Origin of the sequence: Dubosiella newyorkensis (assembly GCF_001945605.1) — a bacterium.
Lineage (GTDB): Bacteria > Bacillota_I > Bacilli_A > Erysipelotrichales > Erysipelotrichaceae > Dubosiella > Dubosiella newyorkensis.
In genome coordinates this window covers 23,787-41,873 of record NZ_MPKA01000042.1, presented here as the reverse complement: position 1 = coordinate 41,873, position 18,087 = coordinate 23,787, and the positions used below count along the sequence as shown (strand labels likewise).

The window sequence follows — 18,087 nt, the reverse complement described above, 5'->3', positions numbered from 1 at the left end:
GTGGCGGGTCTCTTTGATTTCGGGATCGCGGAAAGAGAAATAGATCTGAAGATACAAGCCATTTTTGAGATGCGATTTTTTAAGGAAATAAGCCATGAAAACGTCCTCCGTGTAAAACACCTTAACACCATTATTATAGCATATAAAAAAATAATTCAAAAAAAAGATGCACAAAAAAAATCCCTTTAAATAAGGGATAAACAGATAGGATATGAGGATAAGAGGTCAAAAAAAATGGTGCTAAACCCGTAAAGACGGGGTTGGCTCTTAGCTCCAAGGTGAATTCGTTCCGGATACTTGTCGAAGATCTCTCAGCCTTTGGATCTTCTTCTCTGTCCAAGCGTTACGGAAGTACTGTTTCTTTTCTGCGCTTTAATGTTTCAATTATACAAAAGCGTTTCTTAAATCTCAAGGTTTCTTGATGTTTTCCTGCTTTGATTTTCAGTATAATGAAACTATGAAAACGATTGAATCAGTACAAAATAAAGAAATCAAGGAAGTATGCAAGCTGCATACAAAAAAAGGTCGAGATGGATCGAATCAGTTTTTGGTGGAGGGAGTGCATTTGATCCAGGAAGCCTATGAAGCTCATCTTTTGGATCGGATCTTTTTGTCAGAAAATGTTGAATTGGATCTGGATGTAGAGCAGGTGTTGTGTTCGCAGGCTGTTCTCAACAAGATTTCTTTGCAGAAATCAAATGCTTCTTGTATTGGACTTTGTCATAAACCGGATCGGAAGGTTGTTTCTTGCGATCGCACTCTTTTGTTGGATGAGGTGCAGGATCCTGGAAATATGGGTACGCTCATTCGTTCGGCTCTTTCTTTTGGGTTTAATGCGATTTTTTATTCCAAGGGGTGCGTGGATCCTTACAATCCAAAGGTCGTTCAGGCAAGTCAAGGCGCTCTATTTAAAGTCCATATTGAAGAGGCGGAGATGGTTTCTACGATCCGCAAGTTGCAGGAAGATGGCTTTTTAGTGTTAGGAACGGCTTTGCGTTCGTATTCGCATTTTTTGCATGAGATCGAATTTCCGAAAAAAACTGCCTTCGTTTTGGGCAACGAGGGCAGCGGTTTGTCGAATCGTGTCATTGGTGTGTGCGACGATTGTGTCAAGATCGACATGGATCGTTTTGAATCGCTCAATGTTGGCGTGGCGGGTTCGATTTGTATGTATTCTTGTTTTATTCAAGGGCGTTGATTTATTTTTGGATCGTGATGACGCTTCCATCCACTTTGGCGATCAAGGCTTTTGTGACTTGGTCGCAAAAGAGCGAAGTGTCGATGACACCTAGGATATTGCAGATGGCTTTATTTGTTTCGATCGGGTCTTTAACGGATTGGAAATCGACATCGACGATGAGGTTTCCTCCATCAGTGATCACGTAGCCGTCTTTATCGTTGGTAATGCGGGCTTTGGCTCTTAGGCCCATGTCGAATAGGGTTTTTAAAACGTAGCTGAATCCGTCTTTTAGGATTTCTACGGCTAATGGAACTTGAAAGTCGACTTGTTCTACAAATTTGTTTTCATCGGCTAAGATGATGTATTGATCGGCCATGGCGCCGATCATTTTTTCTTGAGTGTGCAAGGCGCCTAAAGTCTTGATGCATTGTAGCGATTTATCGATTTGATTGCATCCGTCGAAGGCGATATCGATATGTTCGCAAAGCCATGTAGGGATGACTTCGATGCCATGTCTTTTGCATAAAAGGGCGGTTTTCATCGAGGGGGAGACGACTTTGACATTGGTGGTTCCCATGTTGATGAATTCGATCAAATATTCGATCGTTTCTCCAGCTCCAAGTCCGATGGTCATGCCTTCTTTGATGAGTTCATACGCTTGTTCTGCACATTTTCTTTTCATTCTCCTAGTCTCCTGATTCTTTTTTTTAGTGTAGCATATTCATTGTTTGAGCGCTTTTGGTGCACTCTTTTAAGAATGGATCGATTTTTTAAATGGAATGTTTGACTTTAAAAGATGGTATAATGAAAAAAAGGAGAGCTGATATGAAAAAGAAGAGATGGGTTGCCTTTTTATGGATGCTGGTGGGATTATCGGCCTGTTCTAGCTTGAATCAGAAACCGATGCACGTTGAGGAATCAAAAAACATAAACAAGACGGAGCCAATGCCTTCGGATCCGCCAAGCACTGAACTGGTCGATCCAAACCTTTCTAGCGATTTGGATTCACAGCCAGTGGATGAGGGACAAGAAGAGCTTTTGCCTCGATCTAAGCAGGTCCGGCTTGCGATCCCTTTTTGCATGCAGGAGACGGGTTATTATTGTGCGGTGGCTTGTTTGCAGATGGTGCTGGAGTATCATGGAATTTCTATGACGCAAGAAGAGTTGGCGGCTCGTCTGCATACGGATCCGATCACTGGAACCGAGTATGAAGATCTTGCTCGAGAAGCTTCGATCTTGATCTTTGGGAAAGTGCCGGCTTCGGATGCGGAGTCTGGATATCGAGCTGTTTTGTGGAAGCAGAATGAAGGAACAGATTCGATGAAGCAAGATCTGCAAAGACGGATCATGATGGATCTTGAATCTGGGGATCCTGTTTTTCTTTCGATCAATATGAAAGTGGCGTATGGGTCTCAAAACGATCTTGTGCATGAAGTCGTTCTTTATGGAGCGGATTATGACGATAGCGGAGAGCCAATAATGTATTATTTTATGGATCCGAGTTCTTCTCAACAAGATCTGCAATATGGGGGTCGAAAAAAGTTTACGCCCGATGAATTGTGGAACATGATGAACGACAATCCTGAGCCTGGGTATGTGTGGTAATTTGTTGATAACATCCTTTATCGATATGTATTTATCGTTTTTCGATATATTTTAGTTGTTTTTCGATAATTTTTATATATACTAGAAGTATCGATAAGGAGAACTATATGAACAAAGAAAACACGTTTTTAAAATTGACGCGCTGGATGTGCAACATTCTTCAATGGCTGTATTGGATCGTAGTTGGGGTCATGGGGATCTTGTTTTTGGTCTCCCTCTTTAATCCGAAATGGCTGATGGACCTTTTGGAACTGCAGTTTCCTTCTATGTTTGGTCCTTTGACTTTTTCAATCGTGGTCCAGGATTTTCATGGGGAGCTGAGCTTTTCGCCTTTGGCGCTTCGGATCCTTTTGTTTGCTTCTGTTGTTTCGCTTTCTTTGATGGCGATGGTCTTCCGCAATGCGTACTTGATCTTGAAGACGGCGGATGGCAAGACGTGGTTTTCGCAAGGAAACACGCCGTTTCAAAGCAATGTGGTGCGGATGATCCGGGAGATGGGGATCTTTTTGATCTTGATCTGTGTTGTCAATTTGAGCCTTTCGATCGTTCTGCAGGCTCTTGGTCTTGTTCGAGAATCTTCGGTCGAGTTTTCGATGGTTCCGATCGGCTGCCTGCTGATCGCATTGTCAATGTACTTTCAATATGGCGTCAGCCTCCAAAAAGATGTGGATGGGCTCATCTAATGATCGTACTACGTTTGGATCGATTGATGGTGGAAAAGAAGATCTCTTTGCAGGATCTGGCGGATCGTGTGGGGATCACGCAGGCGAATTTGTCGAAGATCAAAAACAACAAAGTCAACGCGATCCGGTTTTCGACGTTGAATAAGCTTTGCGAGGTGTTGGATTGTCAGCCTGGCGACTTATTGGAGTATAGGCTGGAAGATGAATAAGAAGATAGCGAAAGCTAAATGACTGATAAGGAATAAAAATCATCTGGAATGGATTTCTAGGTGATTTTTTTTGAGTTTTCCTTCTGCTCGTTTTCTTTCTTTGATTCGAACTTCGTTGGCTATCTTTCTACAGAAGTTATTTAGGAGTATCCTTGTATTGATCATCTTCCCTATCGTATTCGGTATCGGAATGGTCGATCGGGCAGAATACTGAGTATAAAATGTTTGACTTTGAATAACAAAAAAAGAGGGTGCATTTAAATACATCCTCTAAGATTGCTATTTCTTAACTAAATGATTTTGAAAAAATGCTTTTTTACTTTGAATACAAAAAAATACAAGCTTTAATTCATTGACAATATGTCGAATACAACATATTCTAAAAATAGAAATGGGAGCTATTATGTATGAAATTATCTTTTATGAAACAAAAGATGGCAAGTGTCCTGTACAGGACTTTTTAAATTCTTTATCTCCAAAACTTTTAGCTAAGACTTTACGAACTATTGATTTGCTTGAAACAAATGGACCATTTTTACGAGAACCTTATTCTAAATCTCTTGATGGGACTATTTTTGAACTTCGAACAAAACAAGGAACAAACATCACCCGCATTCTTTATTTTTTTATTGTAGGAAAAAAGATTGTTCTTACAAACGGTTTTGTTAAAAAAACACAAAAAACTCCTAAAAAAGAAGTTGAACGTGCTAAAGAATTAAAAGCTGATTTTATACGGAGGAATCATTATGAGTAGTTATAGAGAATATAAAGCGCAGGTCTTAAAAGATCCGCAAATCAAAGCAGAATACGATGCTCTTCAACCTGAATTTGATATTATACAAACTCTAATTGATGCTCGCAAACAACTGCATCTTACGCAAAAAGAATTATCGGGATTGACAGGAATCACTCAGGCAGATATTAGCCGTATTGAAAGTGGAACCAGAAATCCAAGTCTTAACATGATCAAAAAAATAGCGCGCGCTTTAAATATGCAGGTTAAGCTGGAATTTGTTCCAATGTCAGAAACAAGTTATGTGAAAGAAAAAAAAGGATCTAGTCATAATTAACAATGTCATGTTGTCCTGCGAGATCTTTGTCCACTGGAGTTAAGCAAGAAGTAGACAAAATGGAGTAAAGAATCAATGTCATTGCATTAAAGAATGAAAAATCATCTGGAGAGGTGTTTTTAGATGATTTTTTTTTGAGTTTTCCTTCTGCTTGTTTTCTTTCTTTGATTCGAATTTCGTCGGTGATCTTTCTATAGAAGTAATTCAGGAGTATCCATGTATTGATCATCTTCCCTATCGTATTCGGTATTGGAATGGTCGATCGGGCGGAATTATGAAATGAATGTCTGGTTTTGAATCGAAGTCAGCAAAAAAGAGGGCGCATTTTAAACTGCGTCCTCTAAAACTATCTTTTTACATATATATTATTGGTTCGATCTGGTCCTACCGAGATCATCGAGACCGGAACACCTGTGAATTCTTCAATGAAATTGATATAGTCGAGGCATTCTTTTGGAAGATCTTCTTTATTCTGGATCTTTGTGATGTCTTCTTTCCAGCCTTTGAATGTTTTGTAGACGGGTTTTGCTTTGGCAACATCTTCTTGGTCGCTTGGAATGTAATCGAGCACTTCCCCATCGATTTCATAGCCGACACAGACTTTGAGTTCTTCGATGCCTGTGAGTACGTCGATCTTTGTCAAGACGATGTCGGTAAGTCCGTTGAGCATGTTGGCGTGTTTGACGACGAGCAAGTCGAGCCATCCACAACGACGTGGTCTTCCTGTCGTGGCTCCGTATTCATGGCCTTTTTCTTGGATCCATTTTCCTTGTTCGTTTTCGAGTTCGGTAACGAATGGGCCTTCTCCTACGCGGGTCGAATAGGCTTTGACGACGCCGATGACGGTGTCGATCTTATTTGGCGCCACGCCCGCTCCTGTCGTCACGCCTGCGCTTGTTGGCGAGGAAGATGTGACGAATGGATAGGTTCCATAGTTGATGTCGAGCATGCATGCTTGCGCGCCTTCAAATAGGACGTTTTTTCCTTGGTCGATCGCGTTGTTGACGATACTCGTCGTTTCTTTGATCATCGGCAAGATTTTTGGAAGGATCTTCTCAAAGTCGGAAACGATCTTGTCATAATCCATCGCTTCTCCTCCATACACGTTGACAAAGAGTTTATTTTTGAAATCGAGATTTTCTTTGAGGCGTTGTTTGAACGTTTCAAAATTTTTGAGTTCATGATAACGGATGCCTTTTCGGGCATATTTGTCCGCATAACAAGGTCCAATTCCTTTTTTGGTCGTTCCGATCTTGTTGTTGGCGGCCGCTTCTTCGAGATCGTCTTGATAGCGATGGTATGGCATCAAAATATGAGCGCGGCCTGAAATGATGATATGGTCGGTCGAGATCCCATTTTCTTCGAGCGTTTTCATTTCTTCCAACAATACGAAGGGATTGCATACGACTCCTGGTCCGATAATGCACATTCCCTCTTCGTGCAATACGCCGCTTGGCAATAAATGGAGCACGTGTTTTTCTCCATTGGCGATGACTGTATGTCCTGCGTTGTCTCCTCCTTGGAAACGTACGACTAAATCTGCGTTTTCAGCAAGAACATCGACGATTTTTCCTTTTCCTTCGTCCCCCCACTGTGTTCCTACTACGACTTGGCTTGGCATGGCGAGCCCTCCTTTATTTCTTCCGTACATAAAAAATTATAGGTAAAAGCATGTGGATAGTCAATTCGAGTTGAAAATTCATGATCGTATTTTTAGTGATGAAGAAGTTTGTGTTCAATGTCTTCGAGTTCGTGAATGAGTTTGTCATTCCAGCATTGATTTCCCACATACGCCATCGCTTTGAGGATTCTTTTTTGGGCTTCTTGCGACATATAGTGGCCAGTTGACTTGAAATTCCGATACGATGAATAGCTGACATTGGCGAGTTTGCAGATTTCTTTCATGTTGTAGTACTTGGAGTTTTGAAAGAGGATCTGGCTCCAAATGTCGAAGGTGAACGCTTGATTTTCGATGTCGCTTCGATTGTATTCGATAATGGTATTTCTTGGCTTGCTTTCTTTGAGAGTGTTTCCTTCTTCATCGATTTGTGCGAACACTTCATCTAAGATCAAAGTTCCGCCTTCATAGGTTTCGGACATCCAGTTTTGAAAGATGGTGATTGCTTCGTAAATATCGGTGGTGTCTTGTTCTTTTTCCAATGTAGCTGTGATCGTTCCATCTTCTTCTTCACACAGTCCAGAGAGAAGAGTGATGTTGTAGTATTTCTTTTCCATGATTTCCTCCTTGATTTGAACAAATTATAGTACATTTTTGTGCTATTTCAAAGAGAAAAGTAAGAAAATTCAAAAAAATAGAACTGTGTTGCAGGCACAGTTCTATGTGTTCATTTTGGATCTAGGATATTTAATAGCGCTTGGGTTGCTTGTTTTATTTGTTGCGCTTCTTCTAGAGTGTCCATGAGTGTATTGTAGAGTTCGTCTTGCGACAGGATGGGATGATTTTCTTGGACTTGTTCATAGTCTTGCAGGAAGTCAGTTTCCATATAGGTTCTTAGGGTTTTGAGTTTGGGTGCGAGTTCATTGGCAGTTTGTAGGGCTTGTTCGAGTGTTTGGTTTGCGTTTTGGACTTCTTGTAAGAGTGTGTCGAGTTGTTGGAGTTTTGTTGGCTCTGTCATAAATTCTCCTTAGATCCTTATTTATAATTTATTCTTCTGTTTTTTCTTCTTGTTCTTTTTCTGGTTCTGTCTTTATTTCTTTGACTTCTTTTTGTTCTTGTATTTTTTCAACAGATTCTTCTTCTTGGACTTTCACAACTTCTTGTTTTGGAAGGTCTGGAAGGTTTGTTGGTGTGGGGTTGCTTTCTTTTTTGGCAAAGACTTCGGCAAACGTTTTTTTGTTTCCTTTAGACAAGATAAGCCACAGGGCGATGAGAAGGATCGCGAAGATTTCTTCGATCAGGACGATAATGGCATATCCGTTGATCGAGTGTTTCATGATTCTTTGTCGGGTTGGATATATTCTTCCGCGGTCCATGCGTGTTTTTGTTTTTACGCTTTGGTTTTTGGCGGAATCTTCGTTTTGGGTAGTCGATTCATCCTCTGTCGCGCTCGATTTTTCGTCTTCGAAAAAATCTCTTTCTTGGAAGTGTTCGAACCAGTCTTCCTCTTCGTCGAATGTGAAGCCTCGATCTTCGCCAAAACCTCCAAACGATTCGTCTCTTTGTTCGATATATTCAAAATCTTCTCGTTCAAAAACATCAAATCCAGTTTTGATCGCTAAGCAAGTCAAAACTACGATCGAAAAGGCGCATAATACATTTTTTGCTGTTCTGTTCATTTTCTTTCCTCCTTGGCTTAAAGAATACGCTCTATTCCTTAAAACTTCCTTAAGTGGATGAAAGGTTCATATTTACGTATAACACGTAGAGTATTGAAGTTCAAAAAGTATGATCATTCAAATATAATAAGTTTATAAAAACAATATAGAAAGGAGTTCACATGACCATTAAAATGAAGGCGAACGATTCGGTATTTTATGTTAACGACGTACCATATCCGATCGAGTCGATCGAAAAGATCGATATTCTGATGGAAGATAAAAAATTTAAAGGCAAGACGAAGCCGTTTGTTCATCAGATCTGTGGGGGAGCGACGACAATAGTGGCTCATGCATTATTTGAACCAAGTGGATATGTTGGATTGCGCATTCGGATGAAAGATCAAACAATTGCCGATTATATTTCAAAAGAACCTGTTTATCATAATACCGATCCATATCACAAAGATATGCAGGTAGCCGAAGAAATCAAGCGCAAACTGTTGAAAAACCAACGTCTCCAAAAAGAAAAAAGCAATAATTCTTTATAGAAGTGATCGATCGATCACTTTTTTTACATGAAGTTCAAGAAGAGTTATAATGGAGATGTAAAAAGAACTGCTGTTTGTCAAAGCAGTTGGTTCGGATTTATTTTTTTCCATAGGCAACCTACGAAGAAATCCAGAACTTTTTACTTTTCGTGGTTGCTTTTTTCATTGGCATTTACCAGCGCAATGATCAGTTGAGTTATGATTTCTAGGATAACTAGAACGATCGAAATGATTTCGAAAGGACTCATATTCTCACCTCCGCTTCTTGAAACTTTCATGAAGTTTCTTCTATAGAAACGAAGTTTTTCCGGTTCTTTGGCTAAAGCCCGACCGAACCAATCACGCTCAAACAACAGGCACCTTTGTTTTAAAAAACTTTCTGTACTTTTTATATGATTTTAATTTAACTGCATAATCAAAGTGGCAATTCTGCCACCTTTATCATCGATTCAATAAAAAAAGTCCCAAATAACTTCTTGTCATCTGGAACTGAATCTACATAATGGCAGGGGTAGCAGGAGTTGAACCCACATCAACGGTTTTGGAGACCGCTGTTCTACCATTGAACTATACCCCTAAGTGCCCATTTATAATAGCATTTTTTTTAATGGGACGCAAGCTAAAATTAAAAAAGTTGATTTAAAACAAAAAGACTCGCATAACGAGTCTAATGAAGTTGAATACAGTTCCGAATATATTCGCGTAAAGCTGGGTCGCAAACATATAAATATGTCCCCATGATTCCACGAGTTAAAAGAACTTTGTAAATATTGAGAATATATGGTACTAATGTTTCTGGAGTGGTATTCTGTTTCCCTTTTTTATCAAAGTAGCTTTCTTTGCGGATGATCACTTCTTGCTTGTTCGGATCATATCCGATATCGTTTCCCAAGATCACACCTGCATAATTCAGATCGTATCCTTGAACGGTGTGGATCGATCCGATTTCCTCTAGAGAATTTACAGAATTGATCCAGTCTTCTGTCGTGCTATTCCAACGATATTCTTTTCCCTCGATTTTAATATCAAAACAGTTCGGGTCAGTTTTACTTTTCCATTCCCAAGCGTATCCCGAGACCATCCTGCACAATCCCACTGCCTCTTCTTTCTTTTTGATCACATTTTCCATATCTTCAATATGGTCAAAAAGACGAAGATCATAATTTGGAAAACCTGTATTTTGTGGAGATTTTGAATGTAATACGTCGTCTATAAATTGAATATAATCTTTCCCGCCACGAACTCTCATTTGTGAATCTAGGCTAAACTTCTCAAAATATTGACTTTTTTCCACTTTTTTAAAAAATGATCGATCCAAATCAGAAGGCCGTACACTTTGCGTAGGATCATAAAACAAGATTTGAAAACGACTTTGATGAAGGATCCAATCGAGCTGGTTTCCTTTTTTTCGATTAAAGCCTAATTTCTCGTTCGCATTATAAAATGCTTTGATGTTCGTGATTCCTCGAGATGAAGTGAGCCTATGCGCTTCATCGACGATCAGAAGATCGTATTTTTTCTTTGTAACGTCCATAGGTCCAAGCACCATGGATGCCTTGAGGCCTGCGATCCTTCTAAAAACTCTTTTTAAAGTCTTTCGTAAAGATGTTTGTGGAATAACGATCGCGAAAGTAAAATCTCTATTTTTCAAAACCGTTCTGTGATATTGAAAAGCTTGATCTTCCTCATCTTCATCCTCTAGATCCGCAAGATTATAAGTATAACGAATATATTCGCTAAGCTTTTTCATGATGTAGACAGCCAAGATTGTTTTTCCCGTACCTGCTGATCCTTCTATAATAAAAGGGATCTTTTTATCAGAGCTGTATTCCATGGTTATTCGATCCAAAATTGCTTCTGAAATCTCATATTGTTGCGAGTTTAGCGTTTTATACGGAGAGAACTTGAAAAGATCTGAATTTCTAAGCACATTTAGCTCATTTTGAACGATCTCCTTTTTTCTTAGCTCTTTCCAAATCGAATCGATCATATTCACGTAGAGCTGCTTTTGATAATAATCATGATCAAGACTCTGTCCATTATTCAAATTCAAAAGTTTATATTTTTGATCCGCATTCATATAATCGATCAATAAATGTTCGATATCTAAAATCGCCGATTTGTTGAACCTTTCGTCACAAATCAATACGATTTGTTTCAAATGCTTTTTATTCTTGGAATCAAGATGGTTTTTCGTCCGCTTCAACGAATTCGATGTTTCTCCAATATAAGCCTCTTTTTCATTATGAATGATATAAACAAGCGGCCAATTTACGCCAAACCCATTGCCTCGAATTTCTATCAATCCATCATATGAAAATGGATACTCAAACAATTTGATTTCTCTTTTCTCTTTCATGATAAATTTATTATATAAATATTTTTATATTAAAAAAAGTCGAAACATCGACTTACCTCAGCATCACCTTTCTTTCCATCTGCAACATTCCTTGTCTTTTTAGATCCATCGAAACATGAACATACGTATCCAAAGTGATCTTGCACGATGAATGTCCAAGCACCTCCGACAACGACTTCACATCCATGCCCGACTCTAGGCACCGTGTCGCGAACGAATGCCGAAACGTATGAAAATGAAGCGAATCCAAACCACAATCCAGCTGAAACTGCTTGATATGATTCGACAACACTCTAGGCTCCATAAAACTAGAACTCGACCCCGTTAAAACATAAGCTTCCTCGTCATTCACTTTAAATTTCATGCACAAATCGACCATATCTGGAGAAAGAGGAATCGTTCGAATCGACGATCGACTCTTGGGCGGATAAATAAACACCCTCGTCTTCGTTTCTGAAATCGAAGGACTTTTTAAACGAATCATCGTATTATGAATCGAAAGATACGACTCCTCCAAAACGATGTCTTTCCATTTCAAAGCGCACAATTCCCCGATCCTCAAACCTGTCATGAGCGCTAAGTATGTTCCAAACTTGATCCGATCCATATCCATATATAAATATTGAATAAACTTTTTTTGTTCATGGATCGAAAGACGATCTGCGCTTTTCTTTTCGCACTTTGGAATTTGAATATCGAGCTGCTTCAATTCAGAAAATTCCTTTGACGCAAAAAATAAGATCGAACGAAGCACCACAAAAATATCTTGCCTCGTCTTCGAGCTCAAATTTTTTTCTTGCAAAGCTTTACGAAATTCTTCGATCGTATGGTCGGTGATCGCCTCTAGATTGTGACTTTTAAAAAAAGGCAAGATATGGGCATGAAGAATGCTTTCGTACTTATTGATCGATGAAAGCTTGACTTGATCGCTCTTTCGCTCAAGCCAATCATAACATAGTTGTTCAAACTCATTCTTCGCTATTATCATTTTCTTTTTACTATGTTTTTCCTCTGCCATCTTTTTCTGCAAAGCTTCTTGATACGACTTTCCATACACATATCCATAAACTATTTTTCCTTCTCTTTTTTCTTTGATATATCTACCTTCCCATCGTCCATCCTTTCGTTTATAAATGTTCTTTCCTTTTCTCATCTTGAAACCTCCTAAAAAAGAAGTATAAAAAAAGGCGAAAAAAAAAGAGAAATAGAATGCTTTCTATCTCACTTTACAAAAAAGTCAAAACCTAATACGACAACGCCCAAGATCACCAAGACGACTCCTGTCAAACGATTCAAAAGAATCGGACTTGCCTTGTTGGCGATCCTCGCCGCGATCTGCGCCCAAAGAAGCGTAAAGAAAATACATAAGAGCCAAGGCGCAAGAGGAGGAAGACCATCGATCCAAAAATGAGAAGCAGCACCCGTCAAAGCCGTGAATGCCATGATAAACACGCTCGTCCCCACTGCCGTCTTCAAATCATAGCCTAAGATCATCGTCAAGATCAAAAGCATCATCATACCGCCGCCAGCGCCAACAAACCCACAAATAAAACCGATAAACACGCCACACAAAATCGATTGAACGATTTGTTTTTGAACACTTTCGCTCTTGATCGCTTCTTTGCTCGTCATGACAGGCTTCACGATAAACTTGATTCCTAAAAACAAAGTCACCAGTACAGAAAAGTTCCCCATCATTTGGGCCGGAACTAAAGAAGCGACATAACTGCCAACGACCGTAAAGATCAAAACACTCACCATCATCACGATCCCATTCTTAATATCTAAGTTTCCATTTTTTCCATACGTATAAGCAGAAATCGCGCTCGCCAATACGTCGCTCGACAAAGCGATGCCAACAGCCGTATACGGTTCAAAATCTAAAAAAGTCACAAGTACTGGAGTGATGACGGCAGCCGCGCTCATTCCCGCAAAACCCGTCCCTAAACCAGCACCCATGCCCGCAAAAAAAGTCACCAATACTAAATACAAAACATTCATCTTTCATCCCCCTGATCAAAATGATCCGCAATTTGTTTTAACACATTCAAAAAAACTTTCTTCTCTTCTGGATCGATTCCTTCAAGAAGCCAATTAAAATACTGTTTCTGAATCAAACGTCCTTCTTGTAGGATCGGCTCGGCTTTGCTTGTCACTTTAATTTCTTTTTGTCGACGATCTTTTCGACTCGCGAACACTCGAACAAAGCCTCGATCGACTAGCTTTTCTAGATTCATGGAAACTAAATTGGCCTTGATTCCCCGTACTTCCACGATATCTTTCGCAAACTTATATTCCGGATTGTTTCCCAAAAACAAAAGCATATCGATCATTGTCGAAGAACAATCGTGCTTTTTAGCTAATGGCTTCATCATCTCATTGTAGAGACGCATCGATTTATAAAGGATCCCAATATTAAACAATGATTTCATCCTTCTCCCTTTCTTCAATATTGAATATTTCAATATTGAACTTATTTTAACGGATATTTAATCTTTTGTGAAGCAAAAAAAGAAAGATTATATTCTAACTCATTTTTCAGTCGGATATCATAGTTTTTGCGTTAGTCATATTTCTTTTTCATGGTAAGAAACAGATTTATATTAGAATCAATCAATGGAGGTTTATGATGAAAAAAATGATTTCACTTTGCCTAGCGTGCACTCTTGTCCTTTTGACAGCGTGCTCGAATGGCAACAACAAAAAAGAAACTTTAAAATCGATCCAGCTCGATCCGGAAGCCAATAAAGTACTTGTTGATACCGATGCCGACATCCACATCGATACGGACCCAGACAATATCCAGTTGAACGATAAAGACTTCACTAGCTCAGGAGGCAATGTGAAAGTCAATAAAGACAACGCGGAATTCACCGCATCCGAAGAAGGAACGTATACGATCTCTGCCAAACGAGGCAATATCACCAGCAACACGGTTACGATCACCGTGGTCAGTGATGAAAGCGATTTAGCTGCAGCGAATGATGAACAAACAACAACAAACGATAATTCTCAAACGACGGATACTTCAACTGCTTCAAACAGCACACAAACAAGCAACACAACACAAACCCAAAATCCTGGCGAAGCTTCACCAGACGCCATCGATGTCGCCACTATACTCAGCGACCCTGACGATTATGTTGGCCAAACGATCACGATCATCGGCTCCCTTCCTCAAACGCCTGCCTACGATTCCAACAACCAACCGTATGAAATCATTTATCCAACGGCAGGCGGATCCAACATCAACGATCCAAGAGACCGTTTGCGTCTAGAAGGCGCTAAACTAACCATTGGTTGTTGTATTGCCGAACTTACCGGTACGCTCGAAAAGAAACAAGTGGGCAACGATCAATATGTATTCGATGTCAGCAGCTACGAAGAAGTTTTGGACGAATCTCCTCGACCACTCAATTCAAAATAAAAAAAGGAAGTGAATGATCACTTCCATTTTTTTTACTTCTTTTCGCTTAATAGATCGCGGATCTGCTGGAGAAGAACGACTTCCTCGCTAGGAAGTTCTTTCACCTCTTCTTTGACCTCTTCCTTTTTCTGGAATTTCGCGAACGCTTTGACAAAGAAGAACATCGTCAAAGCGACGATTAAGAAATTAACGACCGCTTGAATGAATGCGCCATAGCCAAACGAAGCTTCTCCGACCTTGAAAGCAAGGTTGCTGAAGTCGACGCCACCCATGATCAAACCGATCAAAGGTGTGATGAGCTGTTCTACGATCGCATTGACGATTGCCGTGAACGCGCCCCCCATAACAACACCGACCGCCATAGAGAATACATTGCCCTTGGCAATAAATTCTTTAAATTCATTCATCGTTTTTTTCATTATAAATCTCTCCTCTTGCTAGGCTTTACTCGCTCTCATAACCATTCGGATTCATTGACTGCCATTTCCAAGACGAAGCGCACATTTCATCGATACCATATTGCGCTTTCCAGCCAAGCTCTTCCTTGGCCTTCTTGCTTTCGCTGTAGCAAGTCGCGATATCGCCTTCTCTTCTAGGCTTGATCGCATAAGGAATTTCATGACCACACGCCTTTTCGAAGGCATGGATGACATCGAGCACGCTATAGCCTTGCCCCGTTCCTAAATTGTACACTTTGCATCCTGCGTTTTCCTTGATTTGATCGAGCGCCAAAACGTGCCCTTTCGCAAGATCAACAACGTGAATATAGTCGCGGACACCCGTACCATCCGGCGTGTCGTAATCATCACCAAATACGCCAACCTCTTTGAGCTTGCCGATCGCCACTTGCGCCACATAAGGAAGCAAATTGTTCGGAATACCTTTCGGATCCTCTCCAATCAAGCCCGACTCGTGCGCGCCGATCGGATTGAAATAACGAAGAAGCATGATGTTCCAAGAAGGATCTGCCTTATAGACATCTTCCAAGATCTGCTCCAACATCCATTTCGACCATCCATACGGATTCGTGCATACGCCTTTTGGACAAGCTTCCGTAATAGGGATCTGCGCTGGATTGCCATACACGGTCGCCGAAGAAGAGAAAATGATATTTTTCACGTCCGCCTCTTTCATCGCTTCCAAAAGCACAAGCGTGCCCGCGATATTGTTAGTATAGTATTCGATCGGCTTATGCACCGATTCCCCAACCGCCTTCAAGCCTGCAAAATGGATCACCGCATCGATCTTTTCTTGATCAAAGATCTTTTTCATCGCCTCTTTGTCTAAAATATCCGCTTCATAAAACGTGACAGGCTTTCCGGTGATCTTTTCCACCCGCTCCAAAGCTTTTGGCGAAGAATTACTCAAATTATCCACCACGACAACATCATAACCAGCATTCAACAATTCAACACAAGTATGCGAACCAATATAACCCGCTCCACCCGTTACTAAAATCTTCATAATTTACTCCTTTGTTCGAACAGCCATCAAACGATGGTCAACATAAAACCAAAATAATCCTTGTTCTTGATCAAAACTTTCAAATTCCACCAATCGCTCTCCATGATTTGAAAGATATTTTTCCAAACGGTCCACGACATTGAGATCCGCTTCATAAACAAGGATACGAAACAACCGTATAAAATCTTTGGGATCATTGACTACGAATTGTTTTTCGTTCTCATCGAGCGTCTCGATCTGCTTTTTTTTGCTCATGATCAAATTGAACTTTTTCGGACTACGAAACAAGAGAGGATGGTAGATCGTAAAGATTGTATCGCATTTACGACAACGATGCATAAAATATGACCCATTGAGCAAACGCTCTTCCGCTATAGGATCCATTCCCTTCACATAATACGTGTCCCGCATCAAAAAGAAGGTTTCGTGACAAGAAGGACACTCGATTTCGAACATCCGCGCTTTCATTTCGAAATCGGACGTGTCGCCTCTTTCAACCAGATCGCCTCTTCCTTGCTCAAACGAGGCGAGATCTTTTCATACACTTGACGATGATAGTCGTTGAGCCATTCGATCTCATCATCCAACATCAATTTTGGATCGATCCCATCTAGATCAAAAGGAACGAACGTCAACGTTTCCAACCCCATAAATTGACCATACTTGTTTTTATTGCCTTTGACAACGACCATCTCGTTTTCATGGCGGATCCCGAATTTTCCTTCTTCATAAACACCAGGCTCGTTGGACTGGATCATCCCTTCTTCCAAGATCGCAGAATCGTTTCGTTCTGGCACGATCTTCCAGCGGAATCCATTCGGCGCTTCATGAACGCTCAGCAAGTGGCCTACGCCATGACCCGTGCCGCATTGATAATCCATATCTAGCTCCCAAAGCGGTCCGCGCGCCAAAATATCTAAATTGATGCCGCGGCACCCATATAAGAATTTCGCTCTCTCTAAACGAATATGACCACGCAGCGCTTTAGTGAACCAGAACTTTTCTTCTGGTGTGATCGGACCAAGAACATAGGTCCGAGTAATATCGGTCGTGCCATCCAAATAATGTCCACCACTATCGACCAAAAGCATTCCTTCCGCTTTGAGTGGAGCATTCGAGTCTTCGCTAGCCGAATAATGCATCATCGCCGCGTTTTCTTTATAGGCGCTGATCGTATTGAAACTATCTTCTAGATAGAGTGGCTGTTCTTTACGCAGCGCTTGCAAGTGCTGGGCAGCCGACATTTCGCTCATTTCTTCTTGACCGACATTCTGTTTGATCCAATACATGAATTTCGTACATGCCGCGCCATCTTTCAAATGGGCTTCTTTCGTATTCGCGATCTCGATGCTGTTTTTGCACGCCTTCATCAAGATGATTGGCGAAAACGCCTCGTATCGATCGTTTGGCAAGTTGTTGGCCAAAGTCGCGTTAATGCTTGTCGCATCGATCCAGACTGGTGCTTTGACTTCTTTTGCCTCCTCATAGATCGCATCGTATGGCTTGATCGAGACGTTGTTTTTTTCAAAAAGAGCTTTGCTTTGCTCATCTAGACGAGAATCGTCGATATATAGATCCGCGCTATCTTCATGAACGATCGTATACGCCAGCGCTACAGGAAAGAAAGGGATGTCGTCAGCTCTTAAGTTATAGAGCCATGCGATCTCGTCGATCTTTGTCAAAACGAGCGAAGAAACCCCTTCCTCTTTCATTTTTTGACGCACTTCTTTGAGCTTTTCGTCCATTTCTTTTCCGGTATATTTCACATCGTAGTGAAACGTTTTTGAATCTGGAAGCGAAGGACGATCCGTCCAGATCTTAGAGATCAGATCCAAAGAAGGCTCGACCTTCAAATCGTGCCCTTTAAAAAACCGTTCATATCGACGCGCTTCAAGCACGTTGATCGTCCGGCCATCAAAAGCGACAGTTTCCCCTTTTTGAAGATGGGAAACGATATATTCTTCGATGCTTGGCGTACCTTCTACGCCCATCTTCATCAATTCAATGCCACTGTTTTCCAGCTGTTTGGCCGCTTGAATAAAATAACGACCATCCGTCCAAAGAGCGGCCGTGTTTTTTAATACGACTAGCGTGCCCGCGCTTCCCGTAAATCCGGAAAAATATTTGCGAGCCGCAAAATATTCACATACATATTCAGTATCGTGAAAATCCGAAGTCGGAATGATATAGGCGCTCACTTGCGCTTCTTCCATCGCCTTGCGAAGCTTGGCAAGACGTTCTACCACATTATCCATGAAACATC

At 40.7% G+C, this 18,087-nt stretch carries 21 protein-coding genes and 1 tRNA gene; 8 read left to right on the top strand and 14 right to left on the bottom strand.

Annotated elements, in window-relative coordinates; all coding sequences use genetic code 11:
• Positions 1-457: 457 nt before the first annotated feature.
• Complete coding sequence (locus BO225_RS01610; protein WP_076340535.1) at positions 458-1,198, top strand: TrmH family RNA methyltransferase; 741 nt, start codon at positions 458-460, stop codon at positions 1,196-1,198.
• A gap of 1 nt (position 1,199) precedes the next feature.
• Here the strand turns inward: BO225_RS01610 and rpiA are convergent, their stop codons facing one another.
• Positions 1,200-1,862 (bottom strand): ribose 5-phosphate isomerase A, encoded by a 663-nt coding sequence (gene rpiA, locus BO225_RS01605; RefSeq protein ID WP_076340534.1) that lies wholly within the window; start codon positions 1,860-1,862, stop codon positions 1,200-1,202.
• A gap of 143 nt (positions 1,863-2,005) precedes the next feature.
• Here rpiA and BO225_RS01600 point away from each other — a divergent pair, with 143 nt between their 5' ends.
• The 5 genes from BO225_RS01600 to BO225_RS01580 all read left to right on the top strand — a co-directional run bounded on the left by BO225_RS01600 (position 2,006) and on the right by BO225_RS01580 (position 4,747).
• Positions 2,006-2,785, top strand: a complete 780-nt coding sequence (locus tag BO225_RS01600; protein WP_076340533.1) for a C39 family peptidase — start codon at positions 2,006-2,008, stop codon at positions 2,783-2,785.
• A gap of 107 nt (positions 2,786-2,892) precedes the next feature.
• Complete coding sequence (locus BO225_RS01595) at positions 2,893-3,468, top strand: hypothetical protein (protein ID WP_076340532.1); 576 nt, start codon at positions 2,893-2,895, stop codon at positions 3,466-3,468.
• Positions 3,468-3,677, top strand: a complete 210-nt coding sequence (locus tag BO225_RS01590) for a helix-turn-helix domain-containing protein (protein WP_076340531.1) — start codon at positions 3,468-3,470, stop codon at positions 3,675-3,677. The genes BO225_RS01595 and BO225_RS01590 overlap by 1 nt, the downstream gene beginning before the upstream one ends.
• Before the next feature lie 403 nt (positions 3,678-4,080).
• The gene (locus BO225_RS01585) at positions 4,081-4,431 is read left to right on the top strand and encodes a type II toxin-antitoxin system RelE/ParE family toxin (RefSeq protein ID WP_076340530.1); all 351 of its coding nucleotides are present in this window, start codon (positions 4,081-4,083) and stop codon (positions 4,429-4,431) included.
• Entirely contained in the window at positions 4,424-4,747 is a 324-nt protein-coding gene (locus tag BO225_RS01580; protein ID WP_233120269.1) for a helix-turn-helix domain-containing protein, read from the top strand. Before BO225_RS01585 ends, BO225_RS01580 begins: the two co-directional genes overlap by 8 nt.
• A 346-nt stretch (positions 4,748-5,093) precedes the next feature.
• On the opposite strand, the gene BO225_RS01570 is transcribed toward BO225_RS01580, so the two are convergent.
• The 4 genes from BO225_RS01570 to BO225_RS01555 all read right to left on the bottom strand — a co-directional run bounded on the left by BO225_RS01570 (position 5,094) and on the right by BO225_RS01555 (position 8,044).
• Complete coding sequence (locus BO225_RS01570) at positions 5,094-6,368, bottom strand: adenylosuccinate synthase (RefSeq protein WP_076340527.1); 1,275 nt, start codon at positions 6,366-6,368, stop codon at positions 5,094-5,096.
• A 92-nt stretch (positions 6,369-6,460) separates the two neighbouring features.
• Positions 6,461-6,982, bottom strand: a complete 522-nt coding sequence (locus tag BO225_RS01565) for a hypothetical protein (RefSeq protein ID WP_076340526.1) — start codon at positions 6,980-6,982, stop codon at positions 6,461-6,463.
• Positions 6,983-7,092: 110 nt separating this feature from the next.
• Positions 7,093-7,383: a DUF4298 domain-containing protein gene (locus BO225_RS01560; protein WP_076340525.1), complete on the bottom strand. Its 291-nt coding sequence runs from the start codon at positions 7,381-7,383 to the stop codon at positions 7,093-7,095.
• Positions 7,384-7,411: 28 nt separating this feature from the next.
• Positions 7,412-8,044: a hypothetical protein gene (locus tag BO225_RS01555; protein ID WP_076340524.1), complete on the bottom strand. Its 633-nt coding sequence runs from the start codon at positions 8,042-8,044 to the stop codon at positions 7,412-7,414.
• Positions 8,045-8,205: 161 nt separating this feature from the next.
• On the opposite strand from BO225_RS01555, the gene BO225_RS01550 reads away from it, so the two are divergent.
• The gene (locus BO225_RS01550; protein WP_076340523.1) at positions 8,206-8,574 is read left to right on the top strand and encodes a hypothetical protein; all 369 of its coding nucleotides are present in this window, start codon (positions 8,206-8,208) and stop codon (positions 8,572-8,574) included.
• 503 nt (positions 8,575-9,077) lie between these two features.
• Here the strand turns inward: BO225_RS01550 and BO225_RS01545 are convergent.
• The 5 genes from BO225_RS01545 to BO225_RS01525 all read right to left on the bottom strand — a co-directional run bounded on the left by BO225_RS01545 (position 9,078) and on the right by BO225_RS01525 (position 13,365).
• A tRNA-Trp gene (locus BO225_RS01545) sits at positions 9,078-9,151 on the bottom strand.
• A gap of 90 nt (positions 9,152-9,241) precedes the next feature.
• Positions 9,242-10,933: a DUF2075 domain-containing protein gene (locus BO225_RS01540; RefSeq protein WP_076340522.1), complete on the bottom strand. Its 1,692-nt coding sequence runs from the start codon at positions 10,931-10,933 to the stop codon at positions 9,242-9,244.
• A gap of 52 nt (positions 10,934-10,985) precedes the next feature.
• The gene (locus BO225_RS01535) at positions 10,986-12,086 is read right to left on the bottom strand and encodes a tyrosine-type recombinase/integrase (protein WP_076340521.1); all 1,101 of its coding nucleotides are present in this window, start codon (positions 12,084-12,086) and stop codon (positions 10,986-10,988) included.
• Positions 12,087-12,154: 68 nt separating this feature from the next.
• A complete protein-coding gene (locus BO225_RS01530) occupies positions 12,155-12,934 on the bottom strand; it encodes a sulfite exporter TauE/SafE family protein (protein WP_076340520.1) in 780 nt (259 codons plus the stop codon).
• Positions 12,931-13,365: a MarR family winged helix-turn-helix transcriptional regulator gene (locus BO225_RS01525; protein ID WP_076340519.1), complete on the bottom strand. Its 435-nt coding sequence runs from the start codon at positions 13,363-13,365 to the stop codon at positions 12,931-12,933. The genes BO225_RS01530 and BO225_RS01525 overlap by 4 nt, the downstream gene beginning before the upstream one ends.
• A 197-nt stretch (positions 13,366-13,562) precedes the next feature.
• On the opposite strand from BO225_RS01525, the gene BO225_RS01520 reads away from it, so the two are divergent.
• A complete protein-coding gene (locus tag BO225_RS01520; protein WP_076340518.1) occupies positions 13,563-14,360 on the top strand; it encodes a hypothetical protein in 798 nt (265 codons plus the stop codon).
• A 32-nt stretch (positions 14,361-14,392) separates the two neighbouring features.
• Here BO225_RS01520 and mscL read toward each other — a convergent pair whose 3' ends face one another.
• From mscL to BO225_RS01500, 4 genes are read right to left on the bottom strand one after another with little or no spacing between them, the layout of a single operon-like run.
• Positions 14,393-14,779 (bottom strand): large conductance mechanosensitive channel protein MscL, encoded by a 387-nt coding sequence (gene mscL, locus BO225_RS01515; protein ID WP_076340517.1) that lies wholly within the window; start codon positions 14,777-14,779, stop codon positions 14,393-14,395.
• A gap of 25 nt (positions 14,780-14,804) precedes the next feature.
• The gene (gene galE, locus BO225_RS01510; RefSeq protein ID WP_076340516.1) at positions 14,805-15,824 is read right to left on the bottom strand and encodes a UDP-glucose 4-epimerase GalE; all 1,020 of its coding nucleotides are present in this window, start codon (positions 15,822-15,824) and stop codon (positions 14,805-14,807) included.
• A gap of 3 nt (positions 15,825-15,827) precedes the next feature.
• On the bottom strand, positions 15,828-16,280 hold the full coding sequence (locus BO225_RS01505) for a CpXC domain-containing protein (RefSeq protein ID WP_158023772.1): 453 nt from the start codon (positions 16,278-16,280) through the stop codon (positions 15,828-15,830).
• Between the two features lie 8 nt (positions 16,281-16,288).
• On the bottom strand, positions 16,289-18,079 hold the full coding sequence (locus BO225_RS01500; protein WP_076340514.1) for an aminopeptidase P family protein: 1,791 nt from the start codon (positions 18,077-18,079) through the stop codon (positions 16,289-16,291).
• Between the last annotated feature and the right edge of the window lie 8 nt (positions 18,080-18,087).

Excerpts from the sequence above, each read along its gene's own strand:
- mscL (WP_076340517.1), bottom strand. The coding sequence starts at position 14,779 with ATGAAAAAAACGATGAATGAATTTAAAGAATTTATTGCCAAGGGCAAT.
- BO225_RS01560 (WP_076340525.1), bottom strand. The coding sequence starts at position 7,383 with ATGACAGAGCCAACAAAACTCCAACAACTCGACACACTCTTACAAGAA.
- BO225_RS01550 (WP_076340523.1), top strand. The coding sequence starts at position 8,206 with ATGACCATTAAAATGAAGGCGAACGATTCGGTATTTTATGTTAACGAC.
- BO225_RS01585 (WP_076340530.1), top strand. The coding sequence starts at position 4,081 with ATGTATGAAATTATCTTTTATGAAACAAAAGATGGCAAGTGTCCTGTA.
- BO225_RS01555 (WP_076340524.1), bottom strand. The coding sequence starts at position 8,044 with ATGAACAGAACAGCAAAAAATGTATTATGCGCCTTTTCGATCGTAGTT.
- BO225_RS01600 (WP_076340533.1), top strand. The coding sequence starts at position 2,006 with ATGAAAAAGAAGAGATGGGTTGCCTTTTTATGGATGCTGGTGGGATTA.
- BO225_RS01590 (WP_076340531.1), top strand. The coding sequence starts at position 3,468 with ATGATCGTACTACGTTTGGATCGATTGATGGTGGAAAAGAAGATCTCT.
- BO225_RS01595 (WP_076340532.1), top strand. The coding sequence starts at position 2,893 with ATGAACAAAGAAAACACGTTTTTAAAATTGACGCGCTGGATGTGCAAC.
- BO225_RS01530 (WP_076340520.1), bottom strand. The coding sequence starts at position 12,934 with ATGAATGTTTTGTATTTAGTATTGGTGACTTTTTTTGCGGGCATGGGT.
- BO225_RS01610 (WP_076340535.1), top strand. The coding sequence starts at position 458 with ATGAAAACGATTGAATCAGTACAAAATAAAGAAATCAAGGAAGTATGC.
- BO225_RS01500 (WP_076340514.1), bottom strand. The coding sequence starts at position 18,079 with ATGGATAATGTGGTAGAACGTCTTGCCAAGCTTCGCAAGGCGATGGAA.
- rpiA (WP_076340534.1), bottom strand. The coding sequence starts at position 1,862 with ATGAAAAGAAAATGTGCAGAACAAGCGTATGAACTCATCAAAGAAGGC.
- BO225_RS01570 (WP_076340527.1), bottom strand. The coding sequence starts at position 6,368 with ATGCCAAGCCAAGTCGTAGTAGGAACACAGTGGGGGGACGAAGGAAAA.
- BO225_RS01535 (WP_076340521.1), bottom strand. The coding sequence starts at position 12,086 with ATGAGAAAAGGAAAGAACATTTATAAACGAAAGGATGGACGATGGGAA.
- BO225_RS01520 (WP_076340518.1), top strand. The coding sequence starts at position 13,563 with ATGAAAAAAATGATTTCACTTTGCCTAGCGTGCACTCTTGTCCTTTTG.
- BO225_RS01580 (WP_233120269.1), top strand. The coding sequence starts at position 4,424 with ATGAGTAGTTATAGAGAATATAAAGCGCAGGTCTTAAAAGATCCGCAA.
- BO225_RS01505 (WP_158023772.1), bottom strand. The coding sequence starts at position 16,280 with ATGTTCGAAATCGAGTGTCCTTCTTGTCACGAAACCTTCTTTTTGATG.
- BO225_RS01540 (WP_076340522.1), bottom strand. The coding sequence starts at position 10,933 with ATGAAAGAGAAAAGAGAAATCAAATTGTTTGAGTATCCATTTTCATAT.
- BO225_RS01565 (WP_076340526.1), bottom strand. The coding sequence starts at position 6,982 with ATGGAAAAGAAATACTACAACATCACTCTTCTCTCTGGACTGTGTGAA.
- BO225_RS01525 (WP_076340519.1), bottom strand. The coding sequence starts at position 13,365 with ATGAAATCATTGTTTAATATTGGGATCCTTTATAAATCGATGCGTCTC.
- galE (WP_076340516.1), bottom strand. The coding sequence starts at position 15,824 with ATGAAGATTTTAGTAACGGGTGGAGCGGGTTATATTGGTTCGCATACT.